The organism is Actinoplanes sp. NPDC049681 (assembly GCF_044465265.1).
Classification (GTDB): Bacteria; Actinomycetota; Actinomycetes; order Mycobacteriales; family Micromonosporaceae; genus Actinoplanes.
Genome location: NZ_JBITLP010000009.1, coordinates 426,121 through 442,739, shown reverse-complemented (window position 1 = coordinate 442,739; position 16,619 = coordinate 426,121). Strand labels below are relative to the sequence as shown.

Below are 16,619 nucleotides of genomic sequence, written 5' to 3'. Positions count from 1 at the left end.
CTCGACAGGACCAGCACAGCACTCCATAGGACCGTTGACGCATCCAACCGAGTGTCCACAGGAGGGTTTACGACGGTGCCGCTGTGGTATTCCGTCACGAATGGTCAGTCCGCCAGGGCGTAGCACTCCGTGGTGCTTGCCCCGCGGCTCGGCCGTGGGGGGAAGAACCGATGGATTCTGGCCTGTCACCGATACTGCTGCAGCGACACCTCAGCGATGACGATCGAACGGTGACGGTCATTGCCGACGTGGACACCGCGATTGTCGAGGTGACGGTCAGCGGCCGGTGGGATCGCCGGCTGCGCGAGGCCAGCTCTCGCGTTCTGCGCGGCTGCCTCGCCGCGCATCCTGCGGCGATCATCATGGATCTGCACGACCTCAATGATCCCAGCGGTGCCAGTGTCGCGGGGTGGCGTTCTGCCCGGCGGTGGGGCGAGGGGATGCATGACTCGGTGCCGGTGGTGGCGTGCCTACCCACCCAGGCACCGTTGGCCGGTGCCCTCCGCTCGGGTGGCCGGCGCAGGGACCTTCCGATCTACACGAGCGTGCCGCAAGCCCGCACCGCCCTCATCACCGACGGCGCGACGACCGGCCGGTCGCAGCTTAGACTGCGCCTGGCGCCAGAACTGGCAGAAGCCGTCCGGGCGCGCCGGCTGGTCAACGACGCCTGCACCCGCTGGCAGCCGGCCGAGCTCGAGGTACCCGCCCGCCTCGTGATCTCCGAGCTGGTCCTCAACGCGATCCAGCACGCCGCCACGACCCTCGACGTGACCGTGACCCGGTTGCCGAGCGGCGTGCACCTAGCCGTCTACGACGGTGATCCTCGTCTGCCGCGGCTGCGCCGGTCCGGCAGGAAACCGGGTGACATCACCGAATCCGGCCTCGGGTTGCGCGTCCTGCACCACGCCGCCACGGCTTGGGGAGCGCTACCAACCAACGCTGGCAAGATGGTGTGGGCCACCATCATCGGCCACCAACTGCGCCATGAAGGACGGACTACAGGCTTGCGCCCAACAGATCGCGAAACAAGTGGGCGGGACGATCCGCGAGCACCTCCGTCCGCGGATGAGACCGCTCATGATTGAACCCGCCAGCGAAATGAGACCGAGCGGCTGGCAGTCCCGCGACTCATGTCGGCGCGCAACTATGCGAGCGTTGAAGTGAATCGAAGCTTGAGAGTCGACGAAGGTCGGACGCCGCTTGGTCGGTGTATTGACTTGAGTGCGTCGGAACGTGCGGATGTGCCCGGCCCCTCAGCCATGTCTTCGCCCACTAGCGCGGCGGCTAATTTCGGCCGGCCCGTGCCGCGATGGAGTAGCCGCAGTGCGGTGCGAAATATCCGCGCCCTCACCGGCGAGGTGCTGGGGGAGGGCGCCGCCCTGGACGAGGTGCCCGATCGGGTCGTAGCCCCAGTAGTTGGTCAGTCCTCGCTCGCGCAGGACGCCGCTGGTCAGGATGTGGTGCACCGGCAGGAGCTCCACCGCGGTGAGCCCAGGCGGCGCAGGTGGGGTGGTTGGTCGTCCGGAGTGGCGAGCGGGACGGCGAGGCCCTCGCGGAATCCAGTCGGCCACCAGTGCTCAGTCCAGCACGGCAGCTCGGCCGTGTGCGGCGGCGCTTCCCGCAGGCGCATGGGCAGCGTCCCTGCAGCAGGCCGAGCCTCTTCCTCAGCTCGGTCAGCTCCTGCGATTCCATGTACGCGCGGTTGTACCGATCGTGGCCGGCGGAGCAGACCGCGGTGTAACCGCGATGATCTCGCGTCGAGCGTGCCGAGCCATCCCGCTGCGAACGGAACGAGCCGTTTCAGCGGATCCCATATGAAAGCCAGGTCCTCAGCCAGGTCGTCATTGGCCGGCGTCACCCGGTTGAGGTCTGCCGCCAGCAACTCGGTCACAGCCAGCACCCCCCTCACGACCGGACAAGTCAAGTCGAACCCGCGTACCCCCCCGGAACGGGGGCAAACCCTCGATCCCGATTGGTAGATCTGCCAATCGACACCCGTCGGAGTGGCTGGTGCGATGGAGGGCAGCGGATGCCCGCTCCGCTCCGAGCCGTCACTGCCGACTGATGGTGATCCCGAACGCGGAGGGCACCGCCCGCTGCCGAGCAGGAGTGCGTCCAAGCGGGTCCGGCGCGGCGGACCGGTCGATTCGCGGGTTAGGTGGCGTCCCGGTGGGTATGCCGACTCAAATCCGCCACGCCTCAGTTCGGCGTGAATGGGGACTTTCAACTGGATCCGATCGATCTGGTACGGAGGATGCCCGGTGACTCTGGCAACCCGACAGTCATCGCAGGACGAAGAGAACGAGGTGCAGCGGCGGGGGCGCCGGCTCGGCTGGATGAGTCTCGGTCTTGGCGTGACACAGCTGGCGGCGCCGGACACGGTGCGCAGGATCAGCGGGGTGGACGACTCCCCGACGTCGCGGGCGGTGGTGCCACTCGTCGGAGCGCGGGAGCTGGTACACGCGGCCGGGCTCCTGATCAGCCGGCGCAAGAACGTCTGGGCGTGGACCCGGGTTGCGGGCGACGCGTTGGACCTGACCGCGCTTGGGATGGCCATCGCCCACCGTGGCGGACGCCGCCGGCGGCGGCTCGTCGGTGTCACCTGCGCCGTCGCCGGGATCACGATGCTGGACCTGCTGACCGCCGTGCAGGCCACCCGAGCGAAAGACATCCGTCCCCTGCCGGCAGTGCGGGGCGCACGCAAAGGAGGATCTATGGAACTGACGGCCACGACAACCATCCGCAAGCCTGCGCTGGAGGTCTACGCGTTCTGGCGCGATCTGGAGAACCTGCCGACGTTCATGGCGCATCTCGAGCAAGTCCGCACCACCGGTGACCGGACCAGCCACTGGTCCGCCGGCGCCCCGTTCGGCGGCAATGTCGAATGGGACGCGGAGATCATCGACGAGGCGCCCGGCGAGAAGATCGCGTGGCGTTCCACCGGGCACGCCGACGTGCCGAACGCCGGCAGGGTCCGGTTCGTGCCGGCCCCGGACGGTGTAAGCACCGAGGTGCACGTGGTCCTGGTGTACGAGATCCCGGGCGGCGCGGTCGGCAAGGCGGTCGCCAAGTACTTCGGTGAGGAACCGCACCAGCAGCTCGACGACGACCTGCGCCGGCTCAAGCAGGTGCTGGAGACCGGCGAGGTGGTCCGCTCCGACGGCGCCCCGTGGGGAAAGCGGGCCCGCAAGGAGTTCCCGCAGCGTCCGGCTCAGCCGCTGTCGGACGCCGAGATCGAGAAGGGAGCCGACCAGTGAGGGCCAACACCTGGGCGGGCCGCAACAAGGTCGAGGTCCGTGACGTGCCGGACCCGAAGATCCTGAACAACCGCGATGCCATCGTACGGATCACCTCCACCGCGATTTGCGGCTCGGACCTGCACCTGGTCGACGGCTATGTGCCCACGATGCAGGACGGCGACGTCATGGGGCACGAGTTCATGGGCGAGGTGATCGAGGTCGGATCCGGAGTGTCCGCGGACAAGCTGCGGGTCGGCGACCGGGTGGTCGTGCCGTTCCCGATCGCCTGTGGCGCCTGCGCGGCGTGTGCGGCCGAGCTGTACTCCTGCTGCGAGAACTCCAACCCCAATGCCGGGATCGCGGAGAAGATGTTCGGTCACCCGGTCGCCGGGATCTTCGGCTATTCGCACCTGACCGGCGGCTTCGCGGGCGGTCAGGCGCAGTACGCACGGGTGCCGTTCGCCGACGTCGGCCCGCTGAAGATCGAGTCCGACCTGACCGATGAGCAGGTGCTGTTCCTGTCCGACATCCTGCCCACGGGCTATATGGGTGCCGAGATGTGCGACATCCAGCCCAGCGACGTGGTAGCGGTGTGGGGCGCCGGCCCGGTCGGCCAGTTCGCCATGGACAGCGCCCGGGTCCTCGGCGCCGCGAAGGTCATCGCCATCGACAAGGAGCCGTACCGGCTGCAGATGGCCGAACAGGCCGGCCACACCCCGGTGAACTTCGACGAGGTCGACGTGCGGTCCGCCCTGCTGGAACTGACCGGTGGGCGCGGCCCGGACAAGTGCATCGACGCCGTCGGCATGGAGGCCACCCACGGCAGCGCGCACATCGCCGCGTACGACCGCATCAAGCAGGCCGTACGGTCGGAGACCGAACGCCCCCACGCGCTGCGCCAGGCAATCCTGTCCTGCCGCAGCGGCGGCGTGGTCTCGGTCATCGGCGTGTACGGCGGGCTGATGGACAAGTTCCCCGCCGGCGCCTGGATGAACCGGGCGCTGACCCTGCGGACCGGGCAGTGCCACGTCCAGCGGTACATGCGCCCGCTGCTCGAACGCATCGAACGCGGCGAGATCGACCCGACCCGCATCATTACGCATCGGCTGCCGCTCGACGAGGCCCCGCAGGGCTTCGACATCTTCAAGAACAAGCAGGACAACTGCGAGAAGATCATCCTCAAGCCATGACCCACGACGGCGGTCGTCCGGTCACGCCGGCGTCCGCCGGGCGGCATCTGTCGATCCGCCGCGTGTCTCTGTCCCTGGCCGCCGGCATCGCGGCCGGGACAGTGACCGCGGCGCTCGGCGCGCCGGAACTGCGTCACGGCCGGGTTGATCCTCCCCGAGACCGACGCCGGTGGTTCCGTCACGACTCGGGCGCGCCTGCTTGCCGGCTCCGCTCCCCGCGCTGCGACTGGGTGTCCTCCTCGTCTCGCCAGCCGGCGGGTTCGGGGTGGTAGCCGTAAGCCGCGGCCCGTACCGTGTCCTCGTCCTCCAGCCCGGAGCCGATGGCGCCGCCGACGGTGGCCAGCGAGCTGATGAGCCAGGCGAGGGTCAGGTAGTCGGTGAAGTCGACCGGCCCCTGCACGTTCTGTTCCAGCACGGATGTGTCGATCAGCAGTGCCGCGGCGAGCACCGTTCCGGCCAGCAGCACCAGGTAGGACACGGCGGTGGCCAGGGTGAGGGTAAGGATCGTGCCGACGTTGAACAGCCGGGCCAGCTCGACCGGTGTCTGCTCGTCCGGCTTTTCCCAGAGGTCGTGCGCGACGATCAGCCAGGCCACCAATGCGGTCAGTCCAAGCAGCATGATCACGCTGAGCCGGAGTGCGTCGAGCCCCTCACTCAGCTGCCAGATACTGGAGTTGGCGAGTCCGATCGCGGCCGTGCCGAACGCGCCTACCAGCAGCTTGGACAGGCCCAGCAGGGCGCGCCCCGGGCGGTTGGCCCGCACCATCCCGGTCAACAGCCGTGCCCGGCCGATCCACGGCGAGGCAACGTAGCCCAGCTCCCCGGCGTCAGCCTCACCGACCATCCGGCGGATGACGGTAACCCGGCGTGCCAGCTCGGCCGGTTTCCAGCCGACCGGTGGCACCCGCTCGTCGGAAACGTCGGTGAGCAGCCGGCCCACGAGATCCGGAACGGCTGTTCGGACGGCTTGCAGCTGGCGCAGTCCCAGCGCGGGCAGACATACCACCGCGACCTGGCGCTGCGCGGAGGACTGCGCGATCAGCGGCACCCGCTCGGCGTGCAGCGGCAGGTCGGTCAGGCAGATCGCGATGTCCCACCGGTCGTCGACGCGCCGGCGGGCGAGATCGTCGAGCAGCGCACCGACGCCGCCGTCGCGGCGCGGCGCCACGTCACCCCAGCCTTCGCGGACCGTCCACTGCACGTCGGCGTTCACCCGCTCGGCCAGCCGGCCGGCCAGCTCGGCGGTGAGCCGCGCAGCCACGCGGGCCGGGTGGTCCGGCGGGGTTGCCACCAGCCCCACGACGATCTCTGGCCGGCGCTGCTGACGGTGGTTCATCGGCACTCCTCGCCGGTAGCAGGGGAAAGCGTCGTGCCGGCTTACCCGGATTCGGGCGACACATGCCTGGCGCACCGACTGCCGGCTGCGAGCGAGCGTCTACCTCCGCAAGGTCTCGCGGGGAGAAACCCCGTACCGGGTGCGATATTCCGCGGCGAAGCGGCCCATGTGTGTGAAGCCGTAGCGGTAGGCGGTCTCGGTGACGGTATGGAGCGCCGGATCGGATTGACGCAGGTGCTCATGGACCCGGGCGAGGCGTACGTGCCGCAGGTAGGTCATCGGTGACATCCCGACGTACCGCCGGAAACTCTGCTGCAGTCCTCGAATGCTGACGCGGGCGATGGCGGCGAGGTCGGCGACGGTGAACGGCTTGGCAGGGTCCGCCTGCATGGCTTCGATGACCCGCCGGATCGCGCGCGGAGCCGCCGTTGCCGGGTTCATGCGCTCCAGCCGGTCCCGGTACGGGTGATCCGCGGCGCCCAGCAGCCCCGCGACCAAGGCTTCCCGCAGGCGGGCCCCGACCACCGGGTGGTGGATGAGCCCTTGAGGGTGGCCGGCGTCGGCGGTCGTCAGCCGAACAAGGCGCAGCCAACTGGCGCCCGGTCCCCGGGTGATGTCGATCGTCGGCGCGAGCGTCACCGGCGAGCGGACCGCAGAGTCGAGCATCCGGCCGAGTTCGTGCTCCAGCGCTGAGCGGTCGATCTTCACGGCCAGCAACCGGCAGTCGCCATCCCACTTCTCGAGGTGGGCGTCACCGACGGGCTGAAAGACCGCCGCGGTCCTCGGCGTGGCCTTGAGTGGCGCACTGCCACCTTGCCGCCAGGTCAGCGAGCCCATCATCGGCAGACTGACGTGGTATGCGCCGAGCTCCCCGAACCGGACCTTCACATCCGTGCCGAATTGCAGGTCGCCGAGGGTGAGAGCGTCCGACGGGGAAACCTCGAAACGACTCTGCCAGCTGCGCTTCCACGAGAGCACATCCACGGAACTCGAATAGTAAAATCTGCCCAGGAAGGCGCGGGCCTGGTCCACGTCACCAGAGGCATGGGTCACGATGGGCACCGTCTCAGCATGACATCGGACTACCTCATCGGCCACCGAGGACGGACCGAGTCACTCAAGGCTGCCGGTTCCCCCCACGACTCTCGTGTCGCGTGGAGAAACGGCGCGCACAAGCTGGGGCGATTGACCGCGGTCTGAGCGCATCGGCCCGGTGACCGGGGCACGGCGGGGCGGCTCGGGCCGCCCCGCCGGCGATCATCCGAACATGCCCGCGTGCCGGGTCCGCAGCTCCCGCTTGAGCACCTTGCCGGTGGGCCCGAGCGGGAAGTCGGCCGGGCCTTCGGCGATCACCACTGCGGCGAGCGTGGCGAGTCCTGCTGTGGTCAGCTCCTTGTTCGCCTTCTCCAGAACCAGCTCGGCGGTGGCCGCGGCGGCGCCGGCCTGCAGGCGGACCACCGCGATCGGCAGCTGCCCCCGGCCGTCGGGGGCCGGCACGCCGACGACCGAGCAGTCCTGCACCAGGTCGGCGCAATCGGCGATCAGCACCTCCTCGACCGGCAGGCTGTAGACCGGTCCGGCCAGGGTGTCGATGACGTCGACCGTCCGGTCCAGGTGGTAGTAGTTGCCGTCGGCGTCGCGGCGGGCCACGTCGCCGGTGAGCCAGAAACCGTTGAGCTCGAAGCTCTCGGTGAGCCGTGGGTTCTTCCAATACCCGGGGGTGCGCGACGGGGTGATCACGCCCAGCAGGCCGACGGTGCCGTCGGGCAGTTCGGCGCCGGCCTCATCGAGTACCGCGGCCTTGATGACGGCTTCCTGCGGTTTGCCGACGCACCGGTCGTTGCGCGGCGTCTCCGGGGTGGTCAGGCCGCCGAACAGGGCCATGCCCATCTCGGAGGAGCCGAGCCCGTCGATGAACTGCGAACCCGGCAGCGCCGCGGCCTCGGGCCGGTCCTCGGGCAGCAGCCACGCCTTGAGCAGCCCGGCCGGCCGTTCGCCCAGGGTCACCAGCCGCCGGATGTGGCCGTAGTGCGCCGAGTCGCCGGTGTTGAACCAGGAGTGCACTCGCGCCGCGCCGCGGACCGGCAGGTCACCGGTGGCGAGCTCCACGAAGGTGCGCGGGAAGGACGCCAGCATGGTGGGCTGGAATTCCTCCATCACCGGCTCGACGACGGCCCGGCGCCAGTCGCTCATCACCACCGTGGGGAGGCCGAGCAGCACGGCGGTGAGGAAGTAGCTGAGCCCGCCGGCGTGCGTGTGCGGCATCAACGACATCAGCCGGTCGTACGGCTGGGCGGGGAACCGCGTCATGCGCGGCTGTTTGCCGTCCCAGAAGCTGCGATGCCCGAGAATCGTCGCCTTCGGACTGCCGGTGGTACCCGAGGAGTGGATGAGCGCGCAGACGTCGTCGGGGTCGTGCCGGTACGGATAGGGCTCGGGCAGCGTCGCCGCCGCATCGTCGAAGGCTTGGATCTCGGCGGCGAGGGCGAGGAAGCGCGGCCGCCGCGCCGGGTCCGCCCGGTACGCCGACGCCAGCCGGGTGGTGTCGTCGGCCACCACGCCCACCACGCCCACGTGGTCGAGATAGCGCAGGAGGACGTCGAGCCGCAAGGCATCGTTGATCATCGCCGGGATGGCGCCGAGTGCGGTCAGGGCCAGGTAGTGGATCAGCGGCTCCAGCCCCTCGGCGACGACGATGCCCACCGGGTCACCCGTACGGACTCCGTTGGCCCGGTACCACTTGGCGTACCGGTCGCGCAGCCGCACCAGATCGAGCAGGCTGTGTCCGCGCAGCGTGACCCGGCCGTGGTGGTCGAGCCCGTGGGTGTAGATCACCGGGACGGAGCGGTGAGGGTTGTCCCGGACGGCGTGGTCGAGGAAGTTGCCGGCGCCCAGGCCGGGCTCGGTGGCGAACTGTTCCCGGACGCTCAACGGAGCGATGGGGCTGGTCATGGCGTTCCCCCTGCGGTTTCGTAGCCGGACAGAATCTCGGTGGCGACCCGGTGTCCCGAGCGGACGGCGCCTTCCATGAGGCCGAAGAACTCGGTGCTCGTCTCCGTACCGGCCCAGTGCACGCGGCCGTACGGGGTGCTCAGGTGCGGCCCGAGCCGCAGCCAGTCGCCGGGGCCGAACAGGGCGGCGTAGCAGCCCTTGCTGTAGGGCTCGTTCACCCAGTCGTTGACGTGCACGGCTGTGGGCCGCGGCAGCCGGGGGAACAACTCGCTGACCTGATGCAGCACCTCGGCCTCGCGTGTCGCGGGGTCCAGCGCAGCGAACCGGTACGCCTCCGCGCCGGTGACGAAACCGGTCAGCACGCCGGCTCGGCCGCCGGGCGGTGAGTCGTCCACGGTCGACAGCAGCGGCCCGGTGGCGCTCACCGACCAGCCGGACAGACCCTGCTCGCGCCAGTAGGGCGTGCGATAGACCAGCTGGACCTTCACCGCGCAACCGCGCCCGGTCGCCGCGGTGGCGCGCGGCGCCGGCAGCCCCGGGTGGTAGTCGATCGATTGGGCCAGCAGCGGCGGGACCGCCACGACCACCACGTCCACCTGGTAGGTCCTGCCGGAGTCGGTGTGCACGCTCACCCGGCCGCCGTCCTGATGGATGGCGCGCACAGGCCGGTTCAGCCGGATGCGGGCGCCGAGCTGCTCGGCCAGCCGCTCGGCGATGCGGTGTGCGCCGCCGAGGACCCGGTCCTGCTGCGCGCCGCCCTCGAACGCGTTGAGATAGCGGAGTCCGCCGCCTGAGCGCAGATAGGTCGCCATGTGCAGCACGGAGACGCGGGCCGGGTCGGCCGCCATCATCTCGCCCAGGAACAGGGGGAAGAAGAGCCGCGCGTCCGGGTGCCGCAGGTTGACCTCGGCCCACTGCTCGGCGGTGACCGCGTCCAGGGCGGCCGCGTCGGGAGTCCGCCAGGGGGCGTCCGACCGGACCTTCGCGGTCAGGTCGTGGAGCAGGTCGAACAGCTCGCCGAGGGCGACGGCGTTGAGCGGGGGGAACCGGCCGGCGCGGGTGTCCTCGCCGTCGCGGAGGGCGAACCGGCTGCGCCCGCCCATCGTGGTCGGCGTCGCTGTCAGTCCGAGCCCGGCCATCAGCTTGTGCAGCTGGGTGTGCCGGTCGCCCAGGTACGCCGCTCCGGCGTCGGCCCACGCCCCGGGCGCCACCTCGATGCCGTGGGTGCGGCCGCCGACCCGGTCGCGCGCCTCCAGCACGGTGGTCTGCACTCCGGCCGTGGTCAGGTCCGCGGCAGCGGTCAGCCCGGCCAGCCCGGCGCCGATCACCACCGCCCTCATCGCGGCGCGCCCGTTACCGTGGTGGCCAGCGCCGCAGGCGTGGACGCCATCAGGAAGTCCTCGAACGTGAGCTCGACGCCGTGCTCGCGGGCCACGGCGCTGAGCACCCGGGTCGCCAGCAGCGAGTCGCCGCCCGCATCGAAGAAGTCGGACTCACCGGTGACCTCCGGGTTCTCGAGCACCCGCCGGAACAGGACGGTCGCCTGGTGGACGTTCATCGCAGCATCTCCTTGCTCGCGCGTCGATCGACCTTGCCGCTGGCCGTGTAGGCGAGCTGGGCCACGACGTGGATGTGACTGGGGACGAGGTGGGCCGGGACCCGGCCGCGCAGGTGCTCGGCGATCCGGGCCGCCAGCTCGGTGCCGGGCGTTCCGGCGCGGGGTACGACGTATGCCGCGAGGGCGGTCCGGCCGGCGAGCGTGACCCCGGTGACCAGGGCCGCGTGCACCGCCGGATGGCCGGTGAGATGGGCCTCGACCTCGGCGGGGTCGACGCGGATCCCGCGGATCTTCACCTCGTGGTCCACTCGGCCACGGGGGGTGAGGACCCCGTCGGCGCCGCGGGTCACCCGGTCCCCGGTGCGGAAGAACCGCTGCCCCCCGACGGTGACGAACCGCTCGCCGGTCGCCTCCGGCCGGCCCGGGTAGCCGTCGGCCAGGGCCGGGCCGCCGATCAGCAGCTCGCCGTCGTGGCCCAGGTGTTCCACCACGTGCGGCAGGGCCCGGCCGATCGGCACGGGCGCCCGCGGGTCCAGCGCCGCGGTCAGCTCCAGCGCGTGGGTGATCAAGGTGGTCTCGGTGCATCCGTACGTGTTGAGCAGGCGCGCGTGCCGCGTCGGCAACGCCTGCCACTGCGCGACCTTCCCCGGCGCGGCGGCCTCCCCGCCGATCACCACGAGCCGTACGGACGCCGGTAGCGCCTCGCGGGACTCGTGCAGGTGCCCGACGAGCTCGTGCCAGAACGCGGTCGGCAGGTCGAGCACGCTGATCCCCTCGCGCTCGATCATCCGCAGGAACCGGGGGAATGACCCGCGGTGTGCGTCGGTGTCGAACACCAGGCAGGCGCCGCCGGTGAGCGCCGGCAGGATCTCCTCGAGGCACGTGTCCCAGTTGAGCGACGCGAACTGCAGCACCCGGTCGCCCGGGGTGATGCCGAACAGCTCGCGCAGGGCCCGTACCGTCGTGGCGATCGCCCGGTGCGGGGTGGCCACCGGCTTCGGGTCGCCGGTGGAGCCGGAGGTGAACAACACGTACGCCGGACCGGCGTGACCGCGCACGGCCCGCGCCATGGCCGCCCGGCGCTCCTCGGGAAAGCCTGGGTCGATGGGGCAGTAGGTGCCACCCGCGGCCCACGCACCGAACAGCGCGATCACGGTGTCCGCATCGTGGCGTGCTGGGACGAGAACGATGCCGGGGCGCTCGCCGAGGGCGCCGGCGGACGCGGTGACCCGCGCCGCGAGTTCGGCGTAGGTCAGCTCCGCCCCGTTGGCCCGTATGGCCGGACGGTTCGCGTGCAGGCGCGCGGCGGCCAGGAAGTCGGCGAGTGTTGCGGGGGCGCTCATCGAGGGCTCCACTCGGGATCGCGTCCCAGGAACGCGAGCAGCCGGTGCAGCGGGGACGCGTTGTCCGGTACCGGCCGCGCGGGAGCGAACGTCGCCTGTGACCGGTGCCGGCGGGGCCCGTCCGGCACGTCGCGTTCGGCGATGTCCTGGACCGTCGCCACCTCGTCCTTCCCGGCGTCCACCGGCCGCCCGATCGCGGTCGCGACGTCCCAGCTGTGCACCAGGTAGTCGAGCAGGTGGAATCCGAGCGCCTGCCGGGCCGGCAGGTGGATGCCGTCGCGGATCAGCGGCAGCCAGACGGTACGGCTCAGCGCGCCGTCCGCTGCGAAGGCGGCGATGGCGGCGCGGGCGGAGGCGGCGTACTCAGCGCGGCGGTCCGCCCCGACGGGCGTCTGCCAATCCGCAGGTCCGGTCCGTTCGCCGCGGGCGGCGGCGGCGAACCCGCGGTTCTCGCGGATCATGTGATCGATCAGCTGGGCCACGGTCCAACCGGCACACGGCGTCGGTTCCTCCCACTGATCGTCGCGGATCGCCGCGACGATCCGGATGCTGCGCTGCATGGTGTCCAGGTGCAGGCGCAGGAGGTGGGGAGCCAGCCAGGAACGGGTCATCGCCCCGACGGCGCCGCCGTCCGGGTCGGCCAGCTTGGTGCGGACGTACCGGTCGCCCCAGGCGCTGGTCATGATCCGGAACGGCGGTGCGTCGTCGGTCAGCGCGCTTAGCAGCACCTCTGCCACCTCGCGGCCGCTCTGGGCGCCCGGATGGCCGCTGCGTACGACCCAGTCGAGGTAGTCGGTCAGCGCGTCGGCGTACGGGCCGGCCTCGGCGAGCAGCGACTCGCGGGTGACGCCGGAGTTGGCGCCGAAGGCGGTACCCAGTACCGGCCCGGGTTCGATCATGACGACCCGGACGCCCTGGGTGGCCGCGACCGGTGCGAGGCTCTCCATGAAGCCTTCGACGGCGAACTTGGCCGCCGAGTACGCCTCGTTGAACGGCTGACCGATCAGCCCGCGGGTGCTGCCCACGGTGACCACCCGGCCGCCCGTGGCCCGCAGGTGCGGCAGCGCGGCCCGGGTCACGGCGACCACGCCGAACAGGTTCACCTCCAGACCGGCGCGGAACGGGGCCATCCCGGCGGTCTCGACGCAGGCGAACGTGTTCGCCAGCCCCGCGTTGTTGACCAGCGCGTCCAGCCGGCCGTGGGTGTCGACGACCCCGGCCAGGCATGTGTCGATCGAGGCCTCGTCGGTGACGTCGAGGCGGCGTACATCGAGCTTCACCCCGGCCTTGTCGGCGGCCAGCCGCAGCGGACCCGCGCGGTCCGGGTCGCGCAGCGTGGCGACCGTCGTGAAACCGGCCCGGGCGGCCAGGATCGCGGTCTCCAGGCCGATCCCGGACGAGCAGCCGGTGATGAGCAGGACCCGGCTCATGCCGCACCCGCCGTCTCGCGTTCCCGTTCGAGCCGGGCCTGCGTGGGCGCCAGCGGGATCCAGGCGAACAGCACCCCGATCAGGGTGCCGCCGACCATCGTGATCCGCGCGGCGTCGAGCAACCCCACGTGCGGGGTGAGCAGCTCGACCAGCACCCCGCCGAGCAGCGCCGCGAACGGGATGACACCCCAGGTGATCGTACGGAACGCCGCGTGCGACACGGCCTGGTCGGCCGGGCGCACCCGCGCCTGGCGGACGGCGGCGGTGCTGACGTTGTACCAGACCATGAAGAGCCCGTAGAAGCTGAGCGTGACCGCGAGCACGAGCGCGCCGGGCAACGCGGGTGCGGCCAGGATGCCCAGGCCGACCAGGCAGTGCAGGAACACCGACCAGGGCATCAGCCGGGCCGCGCCGATCCGGTTGCTGACGCGCTGGGCCAGCAACGACCCGGCGACGGCGGCGACCGCCGCCACGGACATGACCGTGCCGAGGGTGGGCACGGACAGGTGCAGCCCCCGGTACGCGAGGATCGGCAGCACGGTCACGAAGATCGGACCGCCCATGTTGAGCAGCGTGGTGCCCAGGATGGTGCCGCGCAGCACCGGATCGTGCCAGTTGAGCCGTACCCCGGCGACGAGGCGTGCCCACATCGGCTGGGGGCGTGCGGGCCGCACGGTGTACGGCCGCATGGTCCTCACCATGGCCGCCGAGAACAGGAAGCTGGCGGCGTCCACCAGCAGGGACGCCACCCCGAGCAGCCGGTACAGCCCGCTGGCCACCGCCGGGCCCACCACCTCGGCGACGCTGCGGCTGCCCTCCAGGTGTGCGTACGCCCGCACCCGCTCGCCGTCGGGCACGATGGCTGAGATCGTGGCGGTGTAGCCGATGTTGAAGAACACCGAGGCCGCGTTGGCCAGCGCGACGACCGCGAGGACCAGCGGCACCGACAGCACGTCGAGCCCGTACGCCACGGGGATCGCCGCGATCGCGGCGACGCGGATCCCGTCGCACCAGATCAGCGTGCGGCGCAGGTCCCAGCGGTCCACCAGCACGCCCGCGACGAGGCTGAGCAGCGGGATCGCCAGGTACTGCGCCATGCCGACCAGGCCCACCTGGAACGCCGAGGCGTGCAGGAGCAGGATCATCACGGTCGGCACCACGAACACGTTGATCCGGTCGCCGACGTTGCTGATGCTCTGCCCGAGCCAGAGCAGGTTGAACTCGCGTCCCAGCGTGCGGACCGGCTCGTGGGTGACCAGGGGAACCGGTGCGCTCATGTCGCCTGCCGCTGCACCAGCGGGGACACCTTGCCGGTGCGCTTGTTGTGGATCAGCGCATCGGTGACGCGTACCTCGAGGGCCTCGGGGTCGCGGTGAAACGCGGTGCTCGGCCCGCCGAACGAAGAGGTCAGGATGTGTTCGCGAACCCGGCCGGCCAGCCCGTCGGGCGCGTCGCGGGCCGCGATCACCAGCACTTCACAGGTACTGCCCCGGGCTGGATGCTCGGTGAGCAGCAGCTGGCTCTGCGACACCCCGGGCACGCCCGAGACTTCGCGCAGCAGGGCGTCGGCGTTGAGCAGCAGCCCGCGGAACTTCACCTCGCCGTCGCGGCGGCCCAGCACCCGCAGCGCCCGCCCGGGCACGCCGCAGGTGCAGCTGACCCATTCGCCGGCGTCGCCGGTCTGATAGCGCAGCACCGGGTTGAGGCCGTGCGGCTTGAGCGACGTGAAGTCGATGAGCTGGTCGGCGCCGATGTGCACCAGCTGTGACGGCAGCGGGTGCCAGGTGTCGTCGGTGCAGTGCGGCGTGTTGGTCCCGACGACCCAGGTCTCGGTGCTGCCGAACAGCCCCCAGCGGCGCGCTCGGGGCGCCACCACCGGCAGATCCTCGTCCAGGCCCGGGTTCCAGCCCTCGCCGAGCCAGAGGACGGTGCGCAGCTCCGGCAGCTTGATCCCGATCTCCCGGGCCCGTCCGATGATGGGGCGCAGGACGCTGGGCGTACCGCCGATCGAGGTGACGCCGCGAGCGGCGAAGAACTCGAGCCAGGAGTCGTACTCGCTGCGGTTGATGGCCCCCAGTCCGATGCCGGTGCAACCGGTCAGGTCGGCGTAGGCGGCCATCAGGTAGTGCGCGCCCCACAGCTTGCCGGCGCCCCAGCCGTTGACGAACAGGTCGTCCGGGCCGAGCGGCTTCCACTGCTCGTACACCTCGGCCATGTACAGGCCGGTGGGGGCGTAGCCGAGCTTGGGTGAACCAGTGCTGCCGCCGCTCTGGAACGTCCAGGTGGCTCCGTGCTGCGCCTTGGGTTTGAGGTGCTCGAGCGCCAGGTTCAGGTCGTCCTTGCGCATCACCGGCACGTGCACCAGGTCCTCGAGACTGTCCAGGGCGACGATGTCGGCGTACCGGGCGGCCAGCGCCGGCACGGAACGCAGCTTGGCGAGGGTGTCGCGGGCGGTGTCCACGGCGAGGGGGACGGCGGAGAAGAAGTCGGTGGTCACAGGTCCTCTCCCTGCAGTCGCGCGTGCCCGTCGCGGTACGCCAGGAACCGGTCCCGGACGATGGCCCGGTTCTGCCGGACCACCTCCGCATCGCCCGGGTCGGGGCACATGATGGCGCCGTCCGGCTCGACCTCGGACAACCAGAACCGTTCACCGTCGTGGAGGAAGTCCACGCAGAAGTAGGGCATCGGCAGCTTCTTGGCGAAGTAGTCCGCCGCCGCGGCCAACTCGTCCGGCAGAGGGGCGTAGTGCAGCCGCGCACCGGTGCTGTACTGCGGGTACCGGGCGCCGTCGCCGGGGATGCGTACCAGCGTGGTGTGCGGCCGGCCGTCGACCATGTGGATCCGGTAGTCGGTGGTGGCGCGGCCCAGGTACGGCTGGAACACCAGCGTGGTGTCTCCGCCCTGCGCGAGGCTGAGCAGCCCGCGCACGTCGTGGTCGTCATGGGCCATGTTGATGCCGCGGGAGGCGGCCCAACCGGCCGGTTTGGCGATCGCCGGGTACGGCAGGTTCCGCACCGCGGGCAGGAACTCGTCGTAGAGCAGGTCGCGGCCCGAGCCGATGCGCACGGTCGGCACCGGCGGGACGGGGGAGTCCTTGAGGAAGAGCAGGGTGGCGAGCTTGTCGTTGCCCAGCGCCGCGAGCCACGTGGGGTGCGGCAGGTAGAAGCCGGCCTGTTCCAGGACGGCGTAGAGGGTGAACTGGTTGAAGGCGTCCGCGGCCTGGTACGGCAGCGTGTACGGCGAGGTGACGAACAGGGTGTCCTGCGGCGTGACCGGGACGCCGTCCACGTACACCCGCGGGCGCTGGGGATCCAGGGCGTCCACGGTGACCGCCTCGGGCGCGGTCCGCTCCCAGCTCATCCCCAGCTCCTCGGCCACCTCCTGGTAGGTGCGCCAGAACGCGCGGTTCCACTGCGCCGCGGTCCGGCTCGACTCTCGGTCCGGGAAGATCCAGCACATGCGCTGCAACATGGGACGCAGCCTGACGGCCGCCGCTACGGATCCACTATGGATCCGCCATGCGATCCCGCAGCGGGGCCGTGCAGCAGATCTGTAGCGGATCTGCAGCCAC

General features: G+C 71.0%; 13 protein-coding genes and 1 pseudogene. 3 read left to right on the top strand and 11 right to left on the bottom strand.

The features are described 5' to 3' along the window. Window positions 1–170 precede the first annotated feature (170 nt). From ACIBO8_RS31975 to ACIBO8_RS31965, 3 genes are all read left to right on the top strand, one after another. A complete protein-coding gene (locus ACIBO8_RS31975) occupies window positions 171–1,085 on the top strand; it encodes an ATP-binding protein (protein WP_396119122.1) in 915 nt (304 codons plus the stop codon). 1,269 nt (window positions 1,086–2,354) lie between these two features. Then, window positions 2,355–3,257, top strand: a complete 903-nt coding sequence (locus ACIBO8_RS31970) for an SRPBCC family protein (RefSeq protein WP_396119121.1) — start codon at window positions 2,355–2,357, stop codon at window positions 3,255–3,257. Then, window positions 3,254–4,429, top strand: a complete 1,176-nt coding sequence (locus tag ACIBO8_RS31965; RefSeq protein ID WP_396119120.1) for a zinc-dependent alcohol dehydrogenase — start codon at window positions 3,254–3,256, stop codon at window positions 4,427–4,429. The genes ACIBO8_RS31970 and ACIBO8_RS31965 overlap by 4 nt, the downstream gene beginning before the upstream one ends. Before the next feature lie 178 nt (window positions 4,430–4,607). On the opposite strand, the gene ACIBO8_RS31960 is transcribed toward ACIBO8_RS31965, so the two are convergent. The 11 genes and pseudogenes from ACIBO8_RS31960 to ACIBO8_RS31910 all read right to left on the bottom strand — a co-directional run bounded on the left by ACIBO8_RS31960 (window position 4,608) and on the right by ACIBO8_RS31910 (window position 16,519). After that, window positions 4,608–5,765: a hypothetical protein gene (locus tag ACIBO8_RS31960; protein WP_396119119.1), complete on the bottom strand. Its 1,158-nt coding sequence runs from the start codon at window positions 5,763–5,765 to the stop codon at window positions 4,608–4,610. Window positions 5,766–5,864: 99 nt separating this feature from the next. After that, a complete protein-coding gene (locus tag ACIBO8_RS31955; RefSeq protein WP_396119118.1) occupies window positions 5,865–6,818 on the bottom strand; it encodes an AraC family transcriptional regulator in 954 nt (317 codons plus the stop codon). A gap of 204 nt (window positions 6,819–7,022) precedes the next feature. Beyond that, on the bottom strand, window positions 7,023–8,717 hold the full coding sequence (locus ACIBO8_RS31950) for a class I adenylate-forming enzyme family protein (RefSeq protein ID WP_396119117.1): 1,695 nt from the start codon (window positions 8,715–8,717) through the stop codon (window positions 7,023–7,025). Beyond that, window positions 8,714–10,057, bottom strand: a complete 1,344-nt coding sequence (locus ACIBO8_RS31945; protein ID WP_396119116.1) for a flavin monoamine oxidase family protein — start codon at window positions 10,055–10,057, stop codon at window positions 8,714–8,716. Before ACIBO8_RS31945 ends, ACIBO8_RS31950 begins: the two co-directional genes overlap by 4 nt. Beyond that, a complete protein-coding gene (locus ACIBO8_RS31940) occupies window positions 10,054–10,275 on the bottom strand; it encodes an acyl carrier protein (protein ID WP_396119115.1) in 222 nt (73 codons plus the stop codon). The genes ACIBO8_RS31945 and ACIBO8_RS31940 overlap by 4 nt, the downstream gene beginning before the upstream one ends. Beyond that, window positions 10,272–11,618: an amino acid adenylation domain-containing protein gene (locus ACIBO8_RS31935; protein ID WP_396119114.1), complete on the bottom strand. Its 1,347-nt coding sequence runs from the start codon at window positions 11,616–11,618 to the stop codon at window positions 10,272–10,274. The genes ACIBO8_RS31940 and ACIBO8_RS31935 overlap by 4 nt, the downstream gene beginning before the upstream one ends. Further along, entirely contained in the window at window positions 11,615–12,178 is a 564-nt protein-coding gene (locus ACIBO8_RS31930; RefSeq protein ID WP_396119189.1) for a TIGR03086 family metal-binding protein, read from the bottom strand. The genes ACIBO8_RS31935 and ACIBO8_RS31930 overlap by 4 nt, the downstream gene beginning before the upstream one ends. 30 nt (window positions 12,179–12,208) lie before the next feature. After that, window positions 12,209–13,048, bottom strand: a pseudogene (locus ACIBO8_RS31925) (SDR family NAD(P)-dependent oxidoreductase); the annotation flags it as partial. Continuing rightward, window positions 13,045–14,325 carry an MFS transporter gene (locus tag ACIBO8_RS31920; protein ID WP_396119113.1) on the bottom strand — a complete coding sequence of 427 codons (1,281 nt, stop codon included), beginning with the start codon at window positions 14,323–14,325 and terminating at the stop codon, window positions 13,045–13,047. The gene ACIBO8_RS31920 and the pseudogene ACIBO8_RS31925, both read right to left, overlap by 4 nt. After that, complete coding sequence (locus tag ACIBO8_RS31915; RefSeq protein ID WP_396119112.1) at window positions 14,322–15,545, bottom strand: AMP-binding protein; 1,224 nt, start codon at window positions 15,543–15,545, stop codon at window positions 14,322–14,324. The genes ACIBO8_RS31920 and ACIBO8_RS31915 overlap by 4 nt, the downstream gene beginning before the upstream one ends. Continuing rightward, window positions 15,542–16,519 carry a RimK family alpha-L-glutamate ligase gene (locus ACIBO8_RS31910; protein ID WP_396119111.1) on the bottom strand — a complete coding sequence of 326 codons (978 nt, stop codon included), beginning with the start codon at window positions 16,517–16,519 and terminating at the stop codon, window positions 15,542–15,544. Before ACIBO8_RS31910 ends, ACIBO8_RS31915 begins: the two co-directional genes overlap by 4 nt. Window positions 16,520–16,619 lie beyond the last annotated feature (100 nt).